Origin of the sequence: Nocardiopsis alba (assembly GCF_000710955.1) — a bacterium.
Taxonomy (GTDB): domain Bacteria; phylum Actinomycetota; class Actinomycetes; order Streptosporangiales; family Streptosporangiaceae; genus Nocardiopsis; species Nocardiopsis alba.
Genome location: NZ_BAZE01000002.1, coordinates 61,490 through 82,870 on the forward strand (window position 1 = coordinate 61,490; position 21,381 = coordinate 82,870).

General features: G+C 68.3%; 23 protein-coding genes. 13 read left to right on the forward strand and 10 right to left on the reverse strand.

Going from position 1 to position 21,381, the window contains the following annotated elements:
• Positions 1–123 precede the first annotated feature (123 nt).
• Together TR33_RS03645 and TR33_RS03650 are read left to right on the forward strand one after the other, a co-directional pair.
• On the forward strand, positions 124–1,380 hold the full coding sequence (locus TR33_RS03645; RefSeq protein ID WP_042281423.1) for a multidrug effflux MFS transporter: 1,257 nt from the start codon (positions 124–126) through the stop codon (positions 1,378–1,380).
• Between the two features lie 140 nt (positions 1,381–1,520).
• Complete coding sequence (locus TR33_RS03650) at positions 1,521–3,536, forward strand: AMP-binding protein (RefSeq protein WP_017534970.1); 2,016 nt, start codon at positions 1,521–1,523, stop codon at positions 3,534–3,536.
• 87 nt (positions 3,537–3,623) lie between these two features.
• Here TR33_RS03650 and TR33_RS03655 read toward each other — a convergent pair whose 3' ends face one another.
• Entirely contained in the window at positions 3,624–4,271 is a 648-nt protein-coding gene (locus tag TR33_RS03655) for a LuxR C-terminal-related transcriptional regulator (RefSeq protein WP_017534969.1), read from the reverse strand.
• A complete protein-coding gene (locus tag TR33_RS03660) occupies positions 4,220–5,488 on the reverse strand; it encodes a sensor histidine kinase (RefSeq protein WP_042281426.1) in 1,269 nt (422 codons plus the stop codon). Before TR33_RS03660 ends, TR33_RS03655 begins: the two co-directional genes overlap by 52 nt.
• A gap of 281 nt (positions 5,489–5,769) precedes the next feature.
• Here TR33_RS03660 and TR33_RS03665 point away from each other — a divergent pair, with 281 nt between their 5' ends.
• From TR33_RS03665 to rnhA, 3 genes are all read left to right on the forward strand, one after another.
• Entirely contained in the window at positions 5,770–6,213 is a 444-nt protein-coding gene (locus TR33_RS03665; protein WP_026125071.1) for an SMI1/KNR4 family protein, read from the forward strand.
• 89 nt (positions 6,214–6,302) lie between these two features.
• The gene (def, locus tag TR33_RS03670; RefSeq protein ID WP_017534967.1) at positions 6,303–6,965 is read left to right on the forward strand and encodes a peptide deformylase; all 663 of its coding nucleotides are present in this window, start codon (positions 6,303–6,305) and stop codon (positions 6,963–6,965) included.
• A 226-nt stretch (positions 6,966–7,191) separates the two neighbouring features.
• Entirely contained in the window at positions 7,192–7,665 is a 474-nt protein-coding gene (gene rnhA / locus TR33_RS03675) for a ribonuclease HI (protein WP_017534966.1), read from the forward strand.
• Positions 7,666–7,732: 67 nt separating this feature from the next.
• Here the strand turns inward: rnhA and soxR are convergent, their stop codons facing one another.
• Both soxR and TR33_RS03685 read right to left on the reverse strand, forming a co-directional pair.
• Complete coding sequence (gene soxR / locus TR33_RS03680) at positions 7,733–8,200, reverse strand: redox-sensitive transcriptional activator SoxR (RefSeq protein ID WP_014912762.1); 468 nt, start codon at positions 8,198–8,200, stop codon at positions 7,733–7,735.
• 4 nt (positions 8,201–8,204) lie between these two features.
• Positions 8,205–8,879, reverse strand: coding sequence for an ATP-binding cassette domain-containing protein (locus TR33_RS03685; protein WP_042281429.1), 675 nt, complete (start codon positions 8,877–8,879; stop codon positions 8,205–8,207).
• A gap of 156 nt (positions 8,880–9,035) precedes the next feature.
• Between TR33_RS03685 and TR33_RS03690 the strand changes: the two genes are divergently transcribed.
• The gene (locus tag TR33_RS03690; RefSeq protein ID WP_052358086.1) at positions 9,036–10,001 is read left to right on the forward strand and encodes a DUF2332 domain-containing protein; all 966 of its coding nucleotides are present in this window, start codon (positions 9,036–9,038) and stop codon (positions 9,999–10,001) included.
• A 73-nt stretch (positions 10,002–10,074) separates the two neighbouring features.
• Here the strand turns inward: TR33_RS03690 and TR33_RS03695 are convergent, their stop codons facing one another.
• Complete coding sequence (locus TR33_RS03695) at positions 10,075–11,058, reverse strand: adenosine deaminase (RefSeq protein WP_042281431.1); 984 nt, start codon at positions 11,056–11,058, stop codon at positions 10,075–10,077.
• A gap of 119 nt (positions 11,059–11,177) precedes the next feature.
• Complete coding sequence (locus tag TR33_RS03700; RefSeq protein WP_042281433.1) at positions 11,178–12,128, reverse strand: alpha/beta fold hydrolase; 951 nt, start codon at positions 12,126–12,128, stop codon at positions 11,178–11,180.
• 544 nt (positions 12,129–12,672) lie between these two features.
• Between TR33_RS03700 and TR33_RS03705 the strand changes: the two genes are divergently transcribed.
• Both TR33_RS03705 and TR33_RS03710 read left to right on the forward strand, forming a co-directional pair.
• Positions 12,673–12,999 (forward strand): thioredoxin family protein, encoded by a 327-nt coding sequence (locus TR33_RS03705; protein WP_042281436.1) that lies wholly within the window; start codon positions 12,673–12,675, stop codon positions 12,997–12,999.
• 385 nt (positions 13,000–13,384) lie between these two features.
• A complete protein-coding gene (locus TR33_RS03710; RefSeq protein ID WP_193789612.1) occupies positions 13,385–13,837 on the forward strand; it encodes a pyridoxamine 5'-phosphate oxidase family protein in 453 nt (150 codons plus the stop codon).
• Between the two features lie 102 nt (positions 13,838–13,939).
• Here TR33_RS03710 and TR33_RS27380 read toward each other — a convergent pair whose 3' ends face one another.
• Positions 13,940–14,512: an aminotransferase class V-fold PLP-dependent enzyme gene (locus TR33_RS27380; protein WP_267880649.1), complete on the reverse strand. Its 573-nt coding sequence runs from the start codon at positions 14,510–14,512 to the stop codon at positions 13,940–13,942.
• 41 nt (positions 14,513–14,553) lie between these two features.
• On the opposite strand from TR33_RS27380, the gene TR33_RS03720 reads away from it, so the two are divergent.
• Positions 14,554–15,216: an FUSC family protein gene (locus TR33_RS03720; RefSeq protein ID WP_234305738.1), complete on the forward strand. Its 663-nt coding sequence runs from the start codon at positions 14,554–14,556 to the stop codon at positions 15,214–15,216.
• A gap of 48 nt (positions 15,217–15,264) precedes the next feature.
• Here the strand turns inward: TR33_RS03720 and TR33_RS03725 are convergent, their stop codons facing one another.
• Complete coding sequence (locus TR33_RS03725; protein ID WP_042281439.1) at positions 15,265–16,554, reverse strand: purple acid phosphatase family protein; 1,290 nt, start codon at positions 16,552–16,554, stop codon at positions 15,265–15,267.
• Between the two features lie 169 nt (positions 16,555–16,723).
• On the opposite strand from TR33_RS03725, the gene TR33_RS03730 reads away from it, so the two are divergent.
• The gene (locus TR33_RS03730; protein WP_042281926.1) at positions 16,724–17,695 is read left to right on the forward strand and encodes a phosphotransferase family protein; all 972 of its coding nucleotides are present in this window, start codon (positions 16,724–16,726) and stop codon (positions 17,693–17,695) included.
• Positions 17,696–17,739: 44 nt separating this feature from the next.
• On the opposite strand, the gene TR33_RS03735 is transcribed toward TR33_RS03730, so the two are convergent.
• Positions 17,740–18,651: a phosphotransferase family protein gene (locus tag TR33_RS03735; RefSeq protein ID WP_042281440.1), complete on the reverse strand. Its 912-nt coding sequence runs from the start codon at positions 18,649–18,651 to the stop codon at positions 17,740–17,742.
• Between the two features lie 143 nt (positions 18,652–18,794).
• Here TR33_RS03735 and TR33_RS03740 point away from each other — a divergent pair, with 143 nt between their 5' ends.
• On the forward strand, positions 18,795–19,886 hold the full coding sequence (locus tag TR33_RS03740; protein ID WP_042281443.1) for a winged helix DNA-binding domain-containing protein: 1,092 nt from the start codon (positions 18,795–18,797) through the stop codon (positions 19,884–19,886).
• A 123-nt stretch (positions 19,887–20,009) separates the two neighbouring features.
• Positions 20,010–20,495, forward strand: coding sequence for a MarR family winged helix-turn-helix transcriptional regulator (locus TR33_RS03745; RefSeq protein WP_017534953.1), 486 nt, complete (start codon positions 20,010–20,012; stop codon positions 20,493–20,495).
• A gap of 60 nt (positions 20,496–20,555) precedes the next feature.
• On the opposite strand, the gene TR33_RS03750 is transcribed toward TR33_RS03745, so the two are convergent.
• Positions 20,556–21,104, reverse strand: coding sequence for a nitroreductase family deazaflavin-dependent oxidoreductase (locus tag TR33_RS03750; protein WP_084570190.1), 549 nt, complete (start codon positions 21,102–21,104; stop codon positions 20,556–20,558).
• A gap of 52 nt (positions 21,105–21,156) precedes the next feature.
• Here TR33_RS03750 and TR33_RS03755 point away from each other — a divergent pair, with 52 nt between their 5' ends.
• Positions 21,157–21,312, forward strand: coding sequence for a hypothetical protein (locus TR33_RS03755; protein WP_159068767.1), 156 nt, complete (start codon positions 21,157–21,159; stop codon positions 21,310–21,312).
• Positions 21,313–21,381 lie beyond the last annotated feature (69 nt).

Sequence of the window (21,381 nt, forward strand, 5' to 3'; positions counted from 1 at the left end):
TCACAGGTTTCGGTTCGCGGGGGCGGGGAGCGATTCTCGTCGGCCTGGTGTTGGTATGGAGTGTTGTGCGCCTTCGGGTGTGCTTTCCCCTACCTCGTCCTCGTTCGATGAACTGGAGTCCCTGTGTCTTCCTCGTCCTCCCCCACCGCCGTTCCCGAAGGGGCGGCGGTTCTCAGGCCGCCACGTTCGCGTGGTGCGATCGCGTTGTTGGTGCTGGTCCTGGGTGTGTTGACGGCGACCGGTCCGTTGGCGACCGATATGTATCTGCCGGCCTTCCCTCAGATCACCGAGGAGTTGGGGGCCTCTGAGGCGCAGATCGGGTTGACGCTGACGGCGATCATGTTGGGGCTGGCGGTGGGCCAGTTGGTGATCGGGCCGATGAGCGATGCGTGGGGTCGTCGGCGTCCGTTGTTGGTGGGCGTCTCGTTGTTCACGGTGACGTCGGTGTTGTGCGTGTTCGTGCCGGACGTGACGGCGTTCATCGTGTTGCGGTTCGTTCAGGGTGTGGCGGGTGCCGCGGGTGCGGTGATCGCGCGGGCCGTGGTGCGGGACATGTTCCAGGGTGATGACGCGGTGCGGTTCTTCTCGCGTCTGGCGTTGGTGATGATGTTGGCGCCGTTGTTGGCTCCGCTGGTGGGTGCCCAGTTGTTGTTGGTGGGTCCCTGGCAGTTGAGTTTCTGGGTGTTGGCGGCGATGTCGGCGTTGAGCCTGGTGTTGGTGGCGTTGTGGTTGCCGGAGTCGTTGCCGGTGGAGGCTCGGCGGGCGCAGGGGCCGCGGGTGTTGTTGGCGACGGTGGGTTCTCTGGTGCGGGATCGGCGGTTCATGGGGCCGGTGTTGTCGCTGGGGTTGAGTTTCGGGATGTTGTTCACGTATGTGTCGGCGTTCTCGTTCGTTTCGCAGAACGAGTTCGGGGTGTCGCCGCAGACGTACGGGTGGTTGTTCGCGGTGAACGCTCTGGCGTCGATGTTGGGGACGCAGGGCAATGGTCTGTTGGTGGGTCGTGTGGATACGCGGCGGCGGTTGGCGGCCGGTTTGTCGGTGGCGTTGTTCTCGGTGGTGACGTTGTTGGTGGTGGCGTTGGCCGGGGTGGCGCAGTTGTGGTCGGTGTCGGCGTTGTTGGCGTTGATGATGTTCAGTGTCGGTTTCATCATGCCGAACGCGACGGTGACGGCGTTGGACGGTCAGCCGGCGTCGGTGGCGGGTACGGCTTCGGCGTTGATGGGGTCGTTGCAGTTCGCGTTGGGTGGTTCGGTGGCGGCTTTGGCGGGGTTGACTCCGTCGGGTGAGGCGTCGTTGGTGAGTATGGCGGTGGTGATGGCGTCGGTGGCGGTGTTGTCGTTGGGGGCGTTCGTGTGGGGTTCTCGGGTGAGGGTGGTGTGAGTGTGGTCGTTGTGGGTTGTGCTGGGGTTCTGAGGTTGCCGTTCGGTGGTGAAGTGGGCACAGTAGGGCTCTAATTCCCCGATTGAGGCGGGTTGGTTTCGTGTGGCCCGTCTTCTGATGTGGCAGAGGATGAGTGGGATATGGGCGAGACCCCCGGTTCGGTGGCTCGGGAGCAGTCCGGGCTGAGTGACCAGATCTATGACGTGGCGACCTCTGACGCGCATGCGCAGGTGTTCTCGGTGTTCCGGGAGGAGCGTTGGGAGCGGTTGACGGCGGGGGAGTTCGCGACCGAGGTGACGTCGTTGGCCAAGGGTTTGGTCGCGGCGGGTGTGGGTGAGGGCGACCGGGTCTTGTCGGTGTTGCCGCAGGGGCATGACTGGGTGCGTTTGGCGTACGCGGTGTGGTCGGTGCGTGCTGTGTTGGTGCCGGTTCCGGTGGTGGCGTCGTCGGAGCGGTTGGCGTATGTGGTGCGGCATACGCGTCCGGCGGCTGCTGTGGTGTCGGGTGAGCGTGCTCATCGTGTGGTGGTGGGGTTGCAGCGGGAGATGTCGGATCTGGGGAGGGTCTGGCGTTTTTCGGAGGGTTTGCCGGAGGTGGCGAGCCTGGGGGCGTATATGGACGCTTCGGCTGTGCGGTTCCGTCGTGATGCGGTGGTGGCGGAGGATCCGGCGGTGGTGCTGTATCCGATGAGTACGGTGTCGCGGACGATGCGGGGTGTGGTGCTCTCGCATGGTGCGTTGTTGTCGTCGGCGGCGGATGTGGTGGATCGGTTGTGGCCGCGGTTGTCGGAGTTGCCCGAGGGTAAGGCGAGTGCGGTGGTGGATATGCCGCTGTCGGAGTTCTCGGGTCTGGCGATGTTGGTGGCGTGTGTGGCCGGTCGGGTGCGGGCGGGTGTGGCTCGGCCTGGTGGGTTGCGTCGTGAGTTGTTGAGGTTCCGGCCGACGGTGTTGGTGGGGACGTCGGGGTTCTTCGAGCGTGTGCATGGTGCGGAGCGGTCGACCGCGCATGCGACGGACTGGAATTCGGTGGGGGCGTTCAACGCGGCGGTGGACGCGGCGGTGCAGTTCGATCAGAACAAGAAGAAGGGTGCTTGGGCCCGGTTGTCGCGGTCGATGCACGATTGGTCTTTCGCGAAGGTGCGGGAGGCGTTGGGTGGTCGTGTGCATGTGGCGGTGTGTTGGGGTGGGGGGTTGTCGGAGCGTCTGGATTCGTATTTCAACGGTTTGGGTGTTCCGTTGATGCAGGTGTACGGGGTCGCCGAGGCGGGTGGTGTGGTGGCCGCGAACGCTGTGGGTGATCGTGTGGCGGGTTCTGTGGGTCGTGTGGTGGAGGGCCGGGAGCCGTGGGTGTCGCGTGAGGGTGAGTTGTTCTTGCGTGGTGGTGCGGTGTTCTTGGGTTATTGGGCGGATGTGGAGGGGACGCGGGCGGCGTTTCGTGATGGGTGGTTGGCCACGGGTGTGGCGGCCGAGGTGGATGATGAGGGTTTTGTTCGGGTGTCGGGGCGTGTGAGGCCTCAGGCGTCGGCGTTGGAGGTTCCTGGGCGTTTTGTGGCGTCTTCGGGGGTTTCTGGGGTCGTTGAGGTGGAGGGTTCTGAGGGGTCTTCGGGGGGTCCGGTCGAGGGGCGGGGGGCCGAGGAGGCTCGTCGTGCGTTGGCGGTTCTGGGGGCGGTTGCCGAGGGTGAGGGTGCCGGGTCCGGGGTCGTGGAGTCGGGTGTGGAGGAGCCGGAGGAGGAGGGTTCTTCCGGTGTTTCGGGTGAGGACGCCGAGTTGGTGGCGGGGTTCGAGGCTCGGTTGCGGGCTCATCCGTTGATCAGTCAGGTGTTGGTGATCGTGGAGGGGCGGCCGTTCGCGAGTGCTCTGGTGACGTTGGTGCGTGATCAGTTGGAGTATTGGCGTTTGGTGAATGGTCGGCCGTTGTCGATGGCGCCGGAGGAGGTCGCGGGGGATCGTGATCTGCTTCGTGAGGTGCAGGGGTTGGTGTACGAGGCCAATCGGAGTGTGCCGCGGCATTTGGCGGTGCGGTCGTTCCATGTGTTGGCGGAGGAGTTCACGGTGCAGTCGGGGTTGGTGCGGCCTTCGGGTGAGTTGCGGCGTGAGGCTGTGTTGAGGGCGTTCTCCGAGGAGATCGATGGTCTGTATCGGGTGCGTCGGGAGTAGGTGGGGGTGTGCGTGCGGCCGTGGTCCTTGGGGGCCACGGCCGTTTTGTGTGCGGGGGGTGGGTCGTTGTTGTTCGTGGTGGGTGCTCTAGCGGCCGTTGAGGTAGGCGAGGACGGCGAGGACGCGGCGGCTGTCGTCGGAGGAGGGGGGTAGGTCGAGTTTGGTGAAGATGTTGTTGATGTGTTTGCTGATGGCTTTTTCGGTGATGTAGAGGCGTCCTGCGATGGCGGAGTTGGAGCGTCCTTCGGCCATTTCGGCGAGGACCTGGCGTTCGCGGGGGGTGAGTTGGGCGAGGGGGCCTTGGTTGTCCTGGCGGGCGAGGAGTTGGGAGATGACGGCGGGGTCCATGGCGGTGCCGCCGGCGGCGACGCGGCGGACGGCTTCGATGAATTGGCCGATGTCGAAGACGCGGTCTTTGAGGAGGTAGCCGACGCCGCCGGTGTGGTCGGAGAGGAGTTCGCGGGCGTAGAGCTGTTCGACGTGTTGTGAGAGGACGAGGATGGGCAGACCGGGGAGGTGGGTGCGGGCGTCTATGGCGGCTTGGAGGCCTTCGTCGGTGAAGGTGGGGGGTAGGCGGACGTCGACGACCGCGACGTCGGGTTTGTGTTGGGTGAGGGCGGTGTGGAGGTCGGGGCCGTTGTCGACGGCGGCGACGACGGTGAAGTCGTGGGCTTGGAGGAGTCTTATGAGGCCGTCGCGGAGGAGGGCGAGGTCTTCGGCGATGACAACGCGCATGGGATCTCCAGGGTGATGATGGTGGGTCCGCCGGGTGGGCTGGTGATGTTCATGGTGCCATCGAAGGCGTCGAGGCGGCGTGCGATGCCGTTGAGGCCGCTTTCGGGGGTGGGGTGGGCTCCGCCGTGGCCGTTGTCGGTGACGGTGGTGATGAGGCGTTGGCGGCCGTGGTTGATGTGGATTCGGGCGTGGGTGGCGCCTGAGTGTTTGGCGGTGTTGGTGAGGAGTTCGGCGATGGCGAAGTAGGTGGCGGATTCGACGGGGTCGGCGGGGCGGCCGGGGAGGTGGGTGGTGACGGTGATGGGGAGGGGGTGGGTGAGGGCGAGGGCTTGGACGGCTCCGTCGAGTCCGCGTTCGACGAGGACGGGTGGGTGGATGCCGCGGACGAGGTCGCGGAGTTCGGTGAGGGCGTGGCGGGTGGTTTCGCGGGCTTCGGCGAGCATGGTGCGGGCGGTGGTGGGGTCGGTTTCGATGATCTGTTCGGTCATGGCGAGGTGCATGCCGAGGGCGACGAGGCGGGCTTGGGCTCCGTCGTGGAGGTCGCGTTCGATGCGGCGGATTTCGGCGGCTTGGGTGTCGATGGTGTCGGCGCGGCTGGTGGCGAGGTGGGCGACGCGTGCGGTGAGTCGGGCTTTTTCGGAGGGGGCGAGGATGAGTTGGGATAGGTGTGTGTAGGCGTGGGTGGTGTGGGGTGTGAGGAGGGTGGCGGTGATGGTGAGGAGGGTGGCGGGGATGAGGGCGGTGAGGGCTTGGGTTTGGGTGGTGGCGGTGAAGGTGTCGTAGAGGGGGTGGGTGTGCCAGAGGAGGAGGGCGTAGAGGGTTTGGTAGGTGGCGTGGGCGAGGAGGAGGGTGGGGATGAGGGCGAGGGTGATGAGGAGGGGTGAGGTGGTGAGCCAGAGGAGGTCTCGCCAGGTGGCGGGGTCGGTGAGGATGATGCGGACGCGGGGGATGATGCCGGTGGGTGGGAGGGGTCGGTAGGGGGGTGGGAGGGGTTTGTGGAGGAGGTGGGTGAGGGTGGTGCGTTGGGCGTTGGCGATGGTGCGGAGGGTGAGTGCGGTGAGGATGATGAAGGGGAGGCCGATCCAGAGGAGGGTGAGGAGGCCTGAGGCGATGACGAGGGGGGTGAGGGTGAGTGCTGCGGTGTTGTGGGAGATGAGGAGGAAGAGGTAGGCCGTGGTGGTGTGGTGGGGGGTTCGTGGTGGTCGGGTGGTGGCCATGATGGTCTCTTCCAGGGGTGGGTGTGGGTGGTGTTGTTCTATTGTGCGTTGTGGTGGTGGGGGTGGTGTGTGGGTTCGTGGTGTGGGTGGGGTGTGGGGTGGTTGGTGACTTTTTGTAGTGGGTTGGTGGTTTCGGGTGTTGGTTTTGGTGGGTGGGGTGGCCTCCGGGGCTGGGGGTTTTGTGGGGGTTTGGGGTGTTCGTGGTGATCCGGGTGGGTGGTGGGGTGGATTTTCGGCGCAACTCGCCGACCACGATTTCCCGTGTCTTGCCATGACCTGTGATGATCGGTGGTGTGTGGCGTGAACTGATCCTGGAGATGTATCCGGAGGCCGATCTGAGTGATCCGGCCGATGAGGTGATGCTGGCCGAGGTGGAGAAGCACTTGATGCTGCCTTTGCCGTTCGAGTTGGCGTCGTTGTTGCGTGAGACCGATGGGGTGACCAACGAGTACGGGGACGCGGTGGTGTGGGGTGCGCGCCGGTTGGTGGAGGACAATCTGGCGATGCGGTGTGAGCCGGATTACGAGGAGTTGTACGCGCCCTTCGACGAGATGATCTTCTTCGGTGATTCGGACATGGGTCCGCAGTTCGCGTATGTGCACACGGACTACGGGCCGGGGATCGTGGTGTGGGATCATGAGAGTGACCGGCGGCGCCTGGTGGTGGTGTCGTTGCGCGACTATCTGGCGCGGTGTTTCATTCAGGGCAACGCCTGGTTCCGTTAGGGGCCGGGGTGGGCCGTCGGTCGGTGTTCGTTTTCATCGGCCGTGGCGGTGTGTCGCCGTCGGTGGCCGTTTCCCCGGAGAGAAGGACCATGTCGGAGCAGTCCACGCCCGTGCCCGCCGTCTTCGTTCAGGGGCGGGAGGTGTCGGACTATCCGGATATGGCGCCGGAAGCGGCTCGTGGTCGTGTGCTGCGGGTGACGGTGACGGGTGAGGAGGTCCTGCACCGGGTGAACGCCGATGTGCCCGAGGAGATGTTGGGCGGCGCGGAGTTGTCGCGTCTGGTCGATGACATGTTCTTGACGATGTACGCGGCCGAGGGTGTGGGGTTGGCGGGCAACCAGGTGGGTGTGGATCTGCGGTTGTTCGTCTATGACTGCCCCGATGATGATGGTGTGCGGCATGTGGGGCATGTGATCAATCCGGTGTTGGACGAGCGTGATGTGTCCGACGCGGTGGTGGTGGAGAACGAGGGTTGTCTGTCGGTTCCGGGTCCGCACGCGGAGTTGGGGCGGGCCGAGCACGCGACGGTGCGTGGGGTGGACAAGGACGGCAACGCGGTGGTGGTGAGCGGGAGCGGGTATTTCGCGCGTTGTCTTCAGCACGAGACCGATCACACGTTCGGGCGTTTGTACGTGGATCGGTTGTCCAAGCGTGAGCGTAAGCGGGTGTTGAAGAAGATGAACGAGATGTCGGACAGTGTGTTCGCTCGTCGTGTGGAGCGGGCGCGTGAGTTGGGGGTGGAGCCGGCCTGAGGTGGTCGGTTCCGTCGGTGGCGGGGGTGTTCCGGTGTGGCCGGGGCGCCCTCGTTTTTTGTGTCGGGTGGTCGGTGGTGGTGGGGTGTGGGGGTGCCTTTGGTTGTTCAGGTGGTTTGAAATGGCCGTTTTGGGGGCTCCATTGGTCACGATTGGCTCTGAAAGTGGCACTTTGTTCGGGGGTTGTGGCCTTTTTGTGACCTGTGGGGGCGGTAGATTGCCCGGCATGCACAACGGGGACGAGGTCGACCAGGGGTCGACGCGACGTGTGGTCATCTACACCGACGGGGCGTGCAGCGGCAACCCCGGCCCGGGCGGGTGGGGTGTGTGGCTGCGCTATGGCGAGCATGAGCGGGAACTGTACGGAGGCGAGGCGCAGACCACCAACAACCGGATGGAGCTGATGGCGGCCATCAAGGCGTTGGAGAGCCTGACGCGGCGGGTGCCGGTGGTGTTGCACACCGATTCCTCCTACGTGCGCAACGGCATCACCTCGTGGGTGCACGGGTGGAAGAGGCGCGGGTGGAGGACGGCGGACAAGAAGCCGGTCAAGAACGTGGATCTGTGGCAGCGGCTGGAGGCGTTGGCCGCCGAGCACGAGGTGGAGTGGAAGTGGGTGCGCGGCCACAGCGGTGATGAGGGCAACGAGCACGCCGACGAGTTGGCGCGGCGTGGTCGGGATGAGGCCGCGGCCGCCTGAGGCGGCCGGCGCGGTGGTGTGCGGGCGGTCCCGTTCCCTGGTGGGGGGCGGGGCCGCTTTCGTCGTCTCAGGTGGTCTCGTCCTTGAAGGGGTCGACCATGAGGCGGCGGGCGCCGGGGCCGGTGGCGGCGAGTTCGTCGTCGGGGTTGGACAGGGTGCACGAGCTCAGGGACAGGCAGCCGCAGCCGATGCATCCGGTCAGGTCGTCGCGGAGGCGGATGAGTTGGGTGATGCGGGCGTCGAGTTCGGTGCGCCATTGGGCCGAGACCGATGCCCAGTCGGCGCGGGTGGGGGTGCGGTTCTCGGGGAGGCGTTCGAGGGCCTGGCGGATGCGGGCCAGGGGGATGCCCACGCGTTGGGAGATGCGGATGAAGGCGACGCGGCGCAGGGTGTCGCGGTGGTAGCGGCGTTGGTTGCCTGAGGTGCGTCGGCTGTGGATGAGGCCTTGGCGTTCGTAGAAGTGCAGGGCGGAGACGGCCACTCCGGAGCGTTGGGAGACCTGGCCGACGGTGAGTTCCTTGGTTACGGGTGCCACGGGCTCAGTGTAGGTGGGTGCGGGTGCTTTGGAGGGCGTACAGGCGTGCGTAGGCGCCGCCGCGGATGAGGAGTTGGTGGTGGGTTCCGGTTTCGGTGACGTGTCCGTGGTGGAGGTGGAGGATGCGGTCGGCGTTGCGGGCCAGGGTGGGGTGGTCGGTGAGGGGCAGGTGTGCGGTGGTGGGTGTGGGCGGGGGTGTGGGGGTGGTGGGTTGTTCGATGAGGAGGAGGTGGGCGTGGGTGTGGTGGGCGTAGAGGGTGCGGGCGTGGTGCAGGTGTGAGGCCAGGTGGGGTTGGAGGTGTTTCAGGGGTGTGGTGTGGGGGTGGTGGTGGAGGCCGGTCGCGGTCAGTGCGTGGTGTAGGTGGGGGTCGTCGGGGTGGGGGTGGGTGTGTCCGGTGATGGCCTGGGCGAGGGTGGGGTGGGGTCGTGTGTGGTGTAGGGCGGTGGTGGTGTGCAGGTCGCCGTGGGTGGGGTGGAGGTGGCCGTGGAGGAGTCGGGTGAGGGTGGTGCGGGCGGGGGTGGTCAGGCCGACCAGGGCGACGTGTTCTGAGGGGCGCAGGGTCAGGTCGAGGTGGTGCAGGTGGGTGTGGGTGAGGTCGCGTATCCGGAGCAGGGGTGGTGGGGGTGGGGTGGGTGCGGTGGTGGTGTGGTGCAGGTGGCCGCGGTCGATGAGTCTCACGGGTGGTCCGTTCGTGTGGGTGGGTTCTTCGGCGGGTGGGACTGACGTGGGCGGGTGAGGGTTCTGGCGGGTTTTTCGCACGGGGGCGGGCGGGGTGGTGTGGGGGTGGGTGTGTAGGGTCGGCGCACGTTTTCGTCTGTTGCGAAGGGGTGTGTCGTGGTGGAGGGCGCGGGTCGGGTGGCCGAGAGGTTCGAGCGGATGGCGGTCCATTTCGAGCGGGGTGGTTCGCCGGCCTACGCGCGGATCGCGCGGGGCCTGGCGCGGGATCGGGTGTTGCTGGAGTTGGTGATGTCGGTTCCGGAGGGTAATAAGCGTCAGCCGAACCTGTGGTTGGGGGCGGTGCGGTTTCTGGGTGGGCCGGTGGACTCGTTCGAGGCGTTTCGGGGGTGGGTGCTCGAGCGTTCGGAGGCGGTGGTGGAGGTGGTGCTGTCGCGTTCGACGCAGACCAACGAGGCACGTCGGTGTGCGACGTTGTTGCCGGTGTTGGCGGGTTTGGAGGGGCCGTTGGCGTTGATCGAGGTGGGGGCGTCGGCGGGGTTGTGTCTGTATCCGGACCGGTATCGGTATCGGTTCGATGGTGGTGGTGTGGTGGGGCCGGTGGAGAGTCCGGTGGTGTTGGAGTGTGCGACGTCGGGGGGTGTTCCGATACCCGAGAGGGTGCCGGAGGTGGTGTGGCGGGCGGGGATCGACATGAATCCGTTGGATCCGGCCGATGGGGGTGATGTGGACTGGTTGGCGGCGTTGGTGTGGCCGGGTGAGGGTGAGTTGGAGAGGGTGGCGCGGTTGCGGGCGGCGGCGTCGGTGGCGGCGCGGGAGCCGGCGTGGATGGTGGCGGGGGATCTGTTGGAGGAGTTGCCCGGGGTGGTGGAGCGGGTGCCGGCGGGGGTGCGGCCGGTGGTGTTGCACAGTGCGGTGTTGGCGTATCTGTCGCGGGTGGATCGGGTGCGGTTCGAGGGGTTGGTGCGGGGGTTGGACGTGACGTGGGTGTCGAATGAGAGTGGGGCGGTCTTCCCGGAGTGGGAGGGGGCCTTCGGTGGTGTGGATACGGATTTCGCGGTGGCGGTGGACGGCCGGGTGGTGGGGTACGCGGGTGAGCATGGGGGGTCGTTGGTCTGGCGGTGAGCGGTCCGGGGGCGGACATGGAGGAGGGGGACCACCGTGTGGGGTGGTCCCCCTCCTGTGTCGGTGTGGGGGGTCAGAAGGTGTGGGCGTCGACCTGGGCGATGAGGGCGTCGCGGCGTTCGGGTGTCAGGAAGGAGGCGGTGAAGGAGTTGCGGGCCAGGGTGCGGAGTTGTTCGTCGGTCAGGCCGAGGTGGTGTTGGAGGCCGAGGTAGTTGTCGTGGACGTAGCCGCCGAAGTAGGCGGGGTCGTCGGAGTTGACGGTGACCAGGAGGCCGGCGTCCATCATGGCGGGCAGGGGGTGTTGGTCCAGGGTGGGGACGGCGCGTAGGCGGACGTTGGAGAAGGGGCAGACGGTGAGGGGGGTCTGGGTGGTGGCCAGGTGGGTGATGAGTTCGGGGTCGTCCATGCAGCGGATGCCGTGGTCGATGCGTTCGGCGCCCAGGTGGTTCAGGGCGTTCCAGATGTAGGTGGCGGGGCCTTCTTCTCCGGCGTGGGCGACGCGGCGTAGGCCCAGGTCGGCGGCGGTTTGGAAGACCTCGGTGAATTTTTCGGGTGGGTTGCCGACTTCGGCGGAGTCCAGGCCTACGGCGGTGATGTGGTGCAGGTGGGGGCGGGCGGCGTCGAGGGTGTCCATGGCGTCCTGGGCGCTCTGGTCGCGTAGGAAGCACAGGATGAGGTGGGTGGAGATGCCGTGGTCTTGGAGGCTGGTGTCGAGGGCGGAGGTGAGGCCGTTGATGACGGTTTCGAGGGGGATGCCGCGTTGGGTGTGGGCTTGGGGGTCGAAGAAGATCTCTGCGTGGCGGACGCCTTGGGCGGCGGCGCGGGTGAGGTAGGCGGTGGCCAGGTCGTGGAAGTCGGCTTCGGTGCGTAGGACGTCCATGAGCCGGTAGTAGAGGTCGAGGAAGGATTGGAGGTCGGTGAAGGAGTAGGCGTCGCGCAGGGTTGGGACGTCGGGGTAGGGGAGGGTGATGTTGTTGCGGTGGGCGAGTTGGAAGGCGAGTTCGGGTTCGAGGGTGCCTTCGATGTGCAGGTGGAGTTCGGCTTTGGGGATGGGCATGGTGGTGTGTGGGGCCTTTCGGGGTTGTGTGGTGGTTGTTGGTCATTGTGGCTGATGGGGTGGGTGGGTTGTGCGTGTGGTGGGGGTCGTCGGGTGTGGGGCGGCCCTCTTTTTCGTGTTCAGAGGGTGCGCATGCGGTCGAGGGAGTCTTTGGCGGCTTGGCCGACGCCGTGGTGGTCGGAGGTGTGGCCGGCGTTGTCGACGATGACGAGGTGGGCGCCGGGCCAGGAGGCGGCGAGGTCGTGGGCGATGTCGCTGGGGCCGCTGATGTCGAGGCGGCCGTTGATGAGGGTGGCGGGTAGGTGGGTGATGCGGTGGAGGTCGCGGGTGAGTTGGTCGGGTTCGAGGAAGCAGTCGTTGGCCCAGTAGTGGGTGACCAGGCGGGCGAAGGTGGCGCGGAAGGCGGGGTCGTCGAAGCGGGGGTTGGGGGTGTGGCCGGGGGTGGTGGCGACGTGGGTGTCCTCCCAGCGGCACCAGGCCAGGGCTGCGTCGTGGCGGATGGTGGGGTCGGGGTGGGCGAGGAGTCGGCTGTAGGCGGCGGGGAGCCTGCGGGGGTCGGCGTCGGGTCCGGCGGCGGCGCGGAATTCTTCCCATTGGTGGGGGAAGACGCGGCGCATGTCGTGGGTGATCCATTCGATTTCGCGTCGGGTGCCGGTGTTGACGGCCAGGAGGGTGAGGGAGTGGATGTGGTGGGGGTGGGTTTGTGCGTAGGCCAGGGCCAGGCAGGTGCCCCAGGAGGCGCCGAGGAGGTGCCATCGGTCGATGTTCAGGTGGGTGCGTAGGGCTTCGAAGTCGGCGATGAGGTGGCCGGTGGTGTTGTGGGTGAGGTCGGTGTGGGGGTGTGCGGCGTTGGGGGTGCTGGCGCCGGTGCCGCGTTGGTCGATGAGGATGAGTCGGTAGTGGTGGGGGTCGGCGAGTTGGGACCAGCGGGGGTTGGAGTGGGCGCCGGGGCCGCCGTGGATGCCCAGGAGGGGTGTTCCGTGGGGGTTGCCGTGTTCTTGCCAGTGCAGGTGTTGGCCGTGGGGGCGGGTGAGGGTGCCGGTGGTGTGGGGTGTGGTGATGGGGTGCATTCGGGGCTCTTTTCTTTGTGGGGACCGGTGATGGTAGCGGGTGTGGTGGGGGTGTGGGCGGGTTTTTTCTAGGCGGGGGAGGTAGTGGGGTGTTTCGGGCGTTTGGGTGGTTTCCGGGATGTTGGTGTGTTAGTGGGGTGTTTGACCTGGGGTCTTTCGGTGAGGGGTGGCCGGCCGGCATGATCGTGTGATCGGTTCGTCGCGTTTCGTGATGGCGTTCGGGGTTCTCGGGCCCTGGGGGTCGTTCGCGTTGGTGGCGTCGTCCTCCCTCCTGCGGCCCGTGTGAAGGAGAGTGCTCCGTTGTTCGGTTCGTCCCCTGGCTGTCGGGGTGGTCTTTACCGGTGTCCTGGTCGAAGACCTTTCCGGGGTGCGTCCTCCGTCGGGGTGTAGGGCGCCGGTCCGGTTCCGTGGTGGTGCCGGTTTCGTCGGGCGTGGTCGTTCTCGTGTTCGTCGAGGAGCGCTCGTCCGGGTCTGTTCGATGGTTGTTCGAATGCGCGGTGGCCCTGGTGTCGCCGTTCCCTCTGGAGAAAAGGAGTCACCCCTGATGAGCGGTACCGTCGTCGATGTCACCGACGCTGATTTCGAGGCGAAGGTCGTCCGGGTCGCGGGGCCGGTGCTCGCGGTCTTTCGCGCGGAGTGGAGTGCGGTGTGCCGGGCGTTGGATCCGGTGTTGGTCGAGGTCGCCAAGGAGTACGACGGTCGGTTGACGGTCGCGCGGTTAGACATCGACCGTAGCCCCGAGACGCCGCCCGAGTACGACGTGACGGCGATTCCCACGCTGTATGTGTTCAAGGGCGGGAGCATCGTGGCCACGCGTATCGGCCCGGCGAGCAAGGGCAACGTGGTCGATCTGGTCACGCCGCACCTGTGAGGGGTGCGCGCCCCGGTCTGGAGAGATGACCGGGGTGAAGAGGGGGCGTCTGTCGGGACGGGTGGTTCCGGTGGGCGTCCCTTGTCGTGCGCGGGGTGGTCCGCCGCTCTCTTTTCCTCGTCGCCCGTATCCGGGGGCGGCCTTCGGTGTGCGTTCCCCGGCCGCCGTCGAGCCCACGGGTGTGCGGTGTCCCGGTGGTGGCCCGCGGGTGGCGTTCGCGTCTTCGGTCGTGGGAGGAGGGCGGGGGTCCGCCGTAGGGGGCCACGGGGCGGTGTGCGCTCTCGGGGGTGTTCGAAGGGGTTCGAACATGTGGGTGGGCGGGGGTCGGTGAGGGTGGTGCGGGGGCGCTGGGATGCTGGTGGTGGGGGTGTTCCCCGTGGTTTCGATGGTGGGAGGTCGTGTGTCCGAGGTGGTGTCGGAGGTGGAAGGGTCCGGTGTGGAGGATCCCTTCCTGGTGTTCTGGGGCGAGTACCGGTTGTGCATGTTGGCGTCGCCGCGTCCGGACGGGAGTATCCATCAGGTGCCGGTGGGGGTGACCTATGACCCGGAGCGGCATCTGGCGCGGGTGATCTGTTCGGGGGCCAGTTATAAGGCGCGGAATCTGGCGGCGCGTCCGGGGGCGCGGGTGTCGGTGTCGCAGGTGGAGGGTGCGCGGTGGTCGACGTTGGAGGGTCGTGCGCGGGTGGTGCGTGATCGTGGGGCGGTGGCCGAGGCCGAGCGTCGGTATGAGGAGCGGTATCGGCGGCCGCGGGAGAATCCGGAGCGGGTGGTGATCGAGATCGCGGTGGAGCGGGTGTTGGGTACGGTGCGGCCCGAGCGTGCGGGGTTGGTGCCCTGAGCGGGGTGTTCGAAGGGGTTCGAACACGTGGAGGGGGCGGGGTCTTGGGGCCCGCCCCCTCCTTTTTCGTGTCCTGGGGAGGGCGCGGTCCCCGGTCGGGGGTCAGCGGGTGAGGGTGTGGGCGGCCAGGTCGGCGTCGGCTTCGGTGTTGTAGAGGTGGAAGGCCAGGCGGGTGTGGCCGCCGCGTTCGGTGGCGATGATGCCGGCTTCGCGCAGGGTCTGGAGGGCGCCGGGGGTGGTGACGGTGGTGATGGCCGAGTGGGCGGGTGGTTGGTCCAGGTGGGCGCGGAAGCGGTCGGCCAGGTGGGTGTTGTGGGTGTGGATCTTGTCGATGCCGGTGTCGAGGAGGGTTTGGAGGGCGGGGGCGGCGGCCAGGGTGGCGAACCAGTTGGGGGACAGGTCGAGGCCGCGGGCGTGGGGGCTGGTGTCGGGGTGGGGTGCGTAGAAGGCGTGGGCGGGGTGGCGGTCGGCGCTGGGGCCGGCGTTGATGGGGCGTAGGCGTTCGCGGAGGGTGGGGGCGATGTAGGCCAGGGCGAGGCCGCGGGGTGCCATGAGCCATTTGTAGGCGGAGCAGACGAGGGCGTCGAAGTGGGTGGCGTTCAGGGGGTGCCAGCCGGCTGCCTGGGTGGCGTCGGCGATGACGAGGGTGTCGTGTTCGCGGGCGGCGGTGAGGATCTGTTCGGTGGGGGCGGGCTTCGGGCGCCTGGGTGGTGCGTGTGGCGGTGGCGTCGGTGGTGGCCGGTGGTGTGGCGTGGCTGTGGGGGCTGGGCCATGGGTATTGGGCGACGGTGTCGGCGGCGTCGGTGTTGCAGGTCGCCGGTGTGTCGGCGACCTGGCATCGGACGGTGCAGCGCGGGGTGGGGACCGTGGTGGGCGCGGTGGTGGCGGTGGGGGTGTTCGCGCTGGTGGACATCTCGTCGGTGTGGGTGGTGATCGCTTTGGTGGTGGCCTGCCAGGTGGGGGCGGAGTTGGTGGTGATGACCAACTACGCGTACGCGATCGTGTGCGTGACGCCGTTGACGTTGGCGTTGTCGGCGTTGGCCCGGCCGGGTGAGGGCACGTTCGATCTGGTGGTGGAGCGTACGGCGGCCACGGTGTTGGGCGCTGTGGTGGGGTTGGTGGTCTGTGTGGTGGTGGCCGATCGTGGTGCGCGGGCCCGGTTGGAGGGGGCGTTGGTCGAGTGCGAGCGGGCCTGTGCGCGGGTGTCGGCTTGTGGTGGGGCGGGGTGTCGGCACCGTCTGGTGGAGGCGTTGGGCGATGTGGAGGCCGCTGTGGCCGTGGCCGTGGGCGAGCCCGCGGTTTCGGTGCCGGGTGAGCGGGTGGAGCGGGTGCGTGGGCGGGCGCGGGCGTTGTTGGATCGGGAGCCGGAGCCGGTGTGAGGGGTCGGGTGTCCGGGCGCTTCGCCCGGGCACCCGACGTGCGGGGGGTTAGAGACGGTCGGTGACCGTCTTGCCCTGGTCGTCCTTGACGATGGTGAAGGCGTCGATGATCTGGCCGTCGATGGTGCGGGCCTGGTATTCCAGGGTGGTGCCGTCGACCTCGATGGACTGGTAGGTCTGGGTGTCGGTGGCGTGGGCGCGGACGCGGGCGCCGTTGTCGGTCCAGTTGCCTTCGTGGGCGTCGTACATCTTGGGGCCGGTGACGGCGACGGTGTAGACGGGGCCGGTCTGGACGGTGGGGTCGTCGGTGTCGTTGGTGGTGAGGTTGCCGCGGCTGTAGGAGTGGTCGTGGCCTTGGAGGACGAGGTCGATGTCGTTGTCCTCGAAGACGGGCATCCAGGCGTTGCGCAGTTCGGGGTTGTCGCGGCCGGGGGTGTTGGAGAAGACGGGGTGGTGGAAGGTGACCACGGACCAGCGGCCGGGGTTGTCGGTCAGGGCCTGGTCGAGCCATCGGGCCTGTTCCTGGAGCCAGGCGTTGCGGCTGATGGGTGCGGCGTTGCGGTAGTTGGAGTTGAGGACGATGAAGCGGACGCCCTGGTAGTCGGTGTAGTAGGTGGTTTCGGGGAGGTCGGCGCCGTTGGTGGGGCCGTTGCCGGAGCCGGGGAACTGGCCGGTCCATTGGGGGCTGAGGGTGGTGCCTGAGTATTCGTGGTTGCCGGGGGCGGCGAGCTGGTTCATCTTGACGGCGGCGGGCCCGTAGGCGTCGTACCACTCGGCCCATTGGGCGTCGTTGGTGGAGGTGTTGATGAGGTCGCCGGCGTGTAGGGCCAGGGCGGCGTCGGGTTGGGCCTGGAGGGCGGCGCGGACGACGGGGGCGGCCTCTTCGGTGATGTCGTTCTGGGTGTCGCCGAAGTAGAGGAAGTCGAAGGGTGTGTCGTCCGGGGCGGCGGTGGTGAAGGTGTGGGGGTCGCTGAGGGTGGTGTCGCCGTCGCCGACCCGGTAGTCGTAGGCGGTTGCGGGGGTCAGGCCTGTGAGGGTGGCGGTGTAGTAGGTGCCGGCGGCCTCGGTGCTGATGTGGGCTTGGACGTCGCGGGTCTGTTCGGGGTCGTCCGCGGGTGCGTAGCGGACCAGGGCGGTGTCGCCGTGGTCGCCTCGCCAGGTGATGGTCTGGGAGGTGGTGGGGTCGGCGGTGGGGGACAGGGTGATGCGTTCGGTCGGGCCTTGGACGGTGGGGGCGGGCTGGGCGTGGACGGCGGCGGGGGTCAGGGACAGGGCGGCGCCGCCGAGCAGGGCGAGGGCGAGGGCGAGGTGGACCGTGGAGCGGGGGAGCGCGGTCATGGGGGTTCGCTTTCGGTGTTCGGGTGTGGGACGGGTCGACGCTAGTCGGTGTGGTGTAACGGGGAGTGAACGCTCCGGGGCCGATCGTTGCGGTGGGGTGAACTCGCCTGGGGTGGGGGCGGTAGGTTCGGGCTTTCGTGTGGCCTCTTCTCGGTGTGGGGTGTTGTGGATGTGCGCTGTCGGTGGGCGGACCGATCCGGGGGCGATCGTCGCGGTGGCGGCTCGTGCTCTGGGTGGGCGGGGTCGAGCGGTGGGGGTGGAGCGGCTGCGCGGTGGGACGCGTAAGGGCGTCTATCGGGTGCGGGTCGAGGGTGGCCGTGATGTGGTCGTCTATGTGTGGGGGCGGGCGGAGCATCGGTGGCCCGAGGCGGCGGTGGAGCGGGAGGGGCCCTTCGCCGATCCCGATGGGTTGGATCTGTTCTTGGGTGCGGCGCGGGTGTTGGAGGGGGCGGGGGTGCGGGTGCCGGCGGTGGAGTGGGTCGAACGCGACCATCCGGGGCCGGGGGTGGACATGGCGGTGGTGGAGGATGTGCCCGGCCCCGACCTGGAGGGGTTGTTGGCGCGGGATCGGCGTGCGGGGATGAGGGTGGTGGAGCGGCTGGGGTCGGTGTTGGAGACGATGGCGTCCCTGCGCGGTTCCGGGTGGGGGCGGGTCTCGGGGGCGGTCCGGGGTGAGGGCGCCTGTGAGCGGCTGGTTCTGGAGCGGGCTCTGCGCGATCTGGCCGAGGGGGCGCGGCGGCGTCCGGATCTGGCGGCGGTGCGTGGGCGGGTGGAGCGCGAAGTGGTGGAGGCCGCGGCCCGGGTGGAGCCTCGTCGTCGTTACGGGTTGGTGCACGGCGAGTTGGGTCCGGACCATGTGCTGGTGGGCGCGGGTGGGGAGCCGGTGCTCATCGATGTGGAGGGGACGATGTTCTTCGACGTGGAGTGGGAGCACGTGTTCGTGCGGTTGCGGTTCGGTGACCTGTACCGGTCGTTGGAGGTGCCGGGGTTGGACGGGGCGCGTCTGGGTCTGTACGCGTGGGCGCAGCGGTTGTCGTTGGTGGCGGGGCCGTTACGTCTGTTGGAGGGGGGTTTCGCGGATCGGCGGGTGTTGGAGGGGATCGTGGAGGCGCAGATGGGGTGGATCGGCGCCCACGTGTGAGGGGTTTTCGCGGTGCCGCGCCCGTGGGGGCGAGGGTGCGGTGGTCAGCCGGGTGGGGTCAGGGCGCGCCAGGTGGGGTCGGGGTGGGTGGCGAACAGGCGCAGTAGCCCGAGGAGTCGGCTGTGGGGTGGGGCGCTCCAGTGGCGGGCGTCGGGGTGGGGGTGTGGGTCCTTCAGGCGGGCCAGGGCCCAGGTGAGCTGGTGGTGCAGGATACGGGCCCGCCAGGTGAGGGTGTCGTCTTCGAGGCTCAGGGTGGTCAGGTAGCCGTTGAGGACGGGGGTGAGTCGGTGGGGTGGGAGTTTGGCGAAGTCCACGGCCGGGTCGGCCAGGGCGGCGTCGCCCCAGTCCACGATGCCGGTGAGGGTGCCGTCGTGGCCGGTGAGGAGGTTGGCGGGGGTCAGGTCGCCGTGGATCAGGACGGTTTCGGGTGGGTGTGGGGGCAGGTGGGTTTCCAGGTGCCGGTACCAGGTGTGGAGCCAGTGGGCGGTGTCGGGGTCCAGGTGTCCGGTGTGGTGCAGGCGTCGGATGAGGGTGTGGGGGCGGGTGGTGTCGTCCTGGTGGGGGGTGCGGGTGAGTGTGCGGGTGGGGAGTCGGTGCAGGTGGGCGAGGTGGTGGCCCAGTTCGGTGAGGAGTCGGGTGGTGGGGTGGTGGCCGTGCAGGTCGTGGCCGGGTAGGCGGGTCTGGATCATGTGGGGCCGGGGTGTGGTGTGGTGTTCGATCGGGTGGGGGACGGGCAGTCCGGCGGCGTGGGCCAGGGGGAGGATTTCGGCTTCTTTGGCCAGGTCGTGGGCGTGTTCGGGGGTGCGGGGCACGCGCAGGAGCAGGTGTTCTCCCAGGGCGAGGACGTGGTTGGCCTCCCCCGCCGGCAGTGGGTGGATCCGGTCGGGGTGCAGGTGGTGGCGTCGGGCGGCGTCTTCGGCCAGGGCGAGGACGGGTTCGGGTGGGGTGTGCTCCATGGGGGTCGATCCTGGGTCATGGGGGTGGGTGGGCGCATCGTGTTTTTTCGAGTGCAGGACGGGGGGTGTCCTGGACGTTGGGGACCCTGGTGTGCGAGAAGCGCCCTTCGGGGTGGTGTGCGGGTGTTGGAGGGGGTCGGCCGGTGACGGTTCTGGGGGTTCGTGCGCTGAATCGGGCGATGTTGGCGCGGCAGTCGTTGTTGGAGCGTTCGCAGTGGTCGGTGCCGGAGGCGGTGGCGCGTCTGTGCGGGGTGCAGGCGCAGGAACCCCAGGAGCCGTTCGTGGGGTTGTGGTCGCGTCTGTCCGGTTTCGAGGTGGGGATGTCGGACGCCGCGTTGACCGGTCGGGCGGTGGTGCGCACCCATCTGATGCGGCGCACGGTCCATCTGGTGGCGGCGCGGGACGCGTTGGCGTGGCGTTCGCGTCATGAGGCGATGTTGCGGCAGAAGGTTCTGGGCGTCTATCGGAGTGAGTTGGCGGGTCTGGATCTGGAGGAGGTCGCGCGGGCCGGGCGTGAGGTGATGTCCGACGGGTGTGCGCGCACGATGCGTGAGTTGGCCGAGGCTTTGGAGGGGCGTTGGCCGGCGGTGTCGCGGCGGGCGTTGGGCGAGTTGGTGGTGGCGGCGCTGGTGCCGATGGCGCAGCTGCCGCCTCGGGGGTTGTGGAAGGTCAGGGCGGGGGTGCGCAATCTGCCGTTGGAGACGTGGCTGGGGTGTGAGGTCGATCCGCCGGCCGAGCGGGGCGATCCGGTGGGGCGGGAGTTGGTGCGGCGGTATCTGGCGGCGTTCGGGCCGGCCACCACGGCCGATGTGCGGGCCTGGTGCGGGTTGGCGGGGTTGCCGGCGGCGGTGCGGGAGTTGGAGCCGGAGTTGGTGTCGTTCCGGGATGAGCGGGGGCGCCGGTTGTGGGATCTGGAGCAGGCGCCGCGTCCGGATCCGGATACGCCGGCGCCGGTGCGGTTCCTGCCGGCGTTCGACAACGCGATCCTGGGTTATCGGGATCGGAGTCGGGTGATCGATGAGGCTCATCTGGGGTTGTCGGTGGCGGGACAGAGGGCGGTGTTGGTGGATGGGCGTGCGGCCGCGACCTGGACCTATGGTCGGGGGTGGTTGGAGGTGGCGCCGCTTCGGCCGTTGTCGAGGGCCGAGTGTGAGGAGGTGGAGGCCGAGGGGTGGGTGTTGGCGGGGTTCTTGGAGGAGGGTGTGGAGCGGGTGCGGATTCTGGAGGCCGGTTGACGGGTGTGGCCTGGTTTCGCGAACCACGCACATGATATTTGCGGGCGCGTTCTATATGTGCTGGCCGGTATTTTCAGCAGAGCTTATCCTGGGGGTGTCGGCACCCAGAAGGAGACAGGACCCATGACCGCCACCGATCCCGCGCTGACCGCCCTCGCCAACGGATGGGCGGCGCTCTACCTGCTCCACGGCAGGATCGAGACGCGTATCGAACGCGCCCTGCAGACCGAACACGATTTGAGCGTGCGCGAGTACTCCCTGCTCGACGTGCTCAGCCGCCAACACGACGGAGAGGGCGGCCACCTTCAGATGAAGCAGGTCGCCGACGCCGTGGTGCTCAGCCAGAGCGCCACCACCCGGCTGGTCACCCGGCTGGAGGAGCGCGGTCTGCTCTCGCGCTACCTGTGCCCGACCGACCGTCGCGGTATCTACACCGACGTCACCGAGGCCGGCCTCGAGCTTTTGGAGCAGGCGCGGCCGACCAACGACACCGCCTTCGCCCAGGCGTTGGAGGAGGCCGCCGAGAACCCCGGGCTGGCCCCTCTGGTCGCGGCGGTCGAGGCGATGAACGCCACCCACCCGCTTCCCGTCCCCGCCCAGGAGCCCTGACGGAGAACCCTTCGCGAGGGCTCGGTGCCCGGACGGTGTCCCCTGAGCGTCGCCGGTCTTTCACGGGGTCGGTGAGGGCGGACGATCTTCGCGTGAGGCGATACGAAAGACCGGATGACGGTGCGCGACGCGTTCGAACTCCGCCAGGGGCGCGCGTGGGTCCACCGGTATGTGGGGGCGGGCGCCCGGGGCGATGGCGAGGTAGTGGCGGATCACGGGTGCGCGTTCGTCGACGGGGATCTCGTGGAGCGTGACCGGTTCGGCTCCTCCGCTGCGCAGTACCGCGTGGCCGTGCGCCGCGCGGACGTTGCGCACCCGGTTCGTGTTCTCGCCCGGCATCGACACCGGATAGCGCTCGCCGGACAGGTGGGTGACGGCGACGGGCAGTGAAAGTCGACGTCCCGATCGCCTGCCGGTCACCTCCAGTGTCGCGGCCCGGCGTGGTGAGAGCAGGTTCGAGGCGTACAGCAGGGCGTCGAGGCGGTTGATCGCGCGCATGAGGGTGGTGGGGGAGGCCTGGTCTCCTCGGTAGAGCGCGCGTTCGAGTCGTGCGAGGAGGGTCGGGCGAGGGGTTCGGTGCGTCTTGGCCCGTGGCGGGTGGCAGGTCATGGACTCCTCCTTGTTGTACGTCGTACAACGGGTCAAGGGGAAGGGAGGATCCGTGGAGGCGGAGCGAAGCCGTGGACAGCACGCCGCCCTGTTGTGCGGCCTGGACGAGTGCGACGCCGACACCTACACCCTCCCCGGCCTGCCCGCGCTGCCACACCGGCTCGACGCGAACGACAACCCGGACGGCGGCGTCGGCCGGTCTCGCTGAGGGAGAGCGGCTCCAGCCACCGACCGCCTGCCCACCGCCCACTGGTGGAAGGCCGGCGCTAGGATCTTG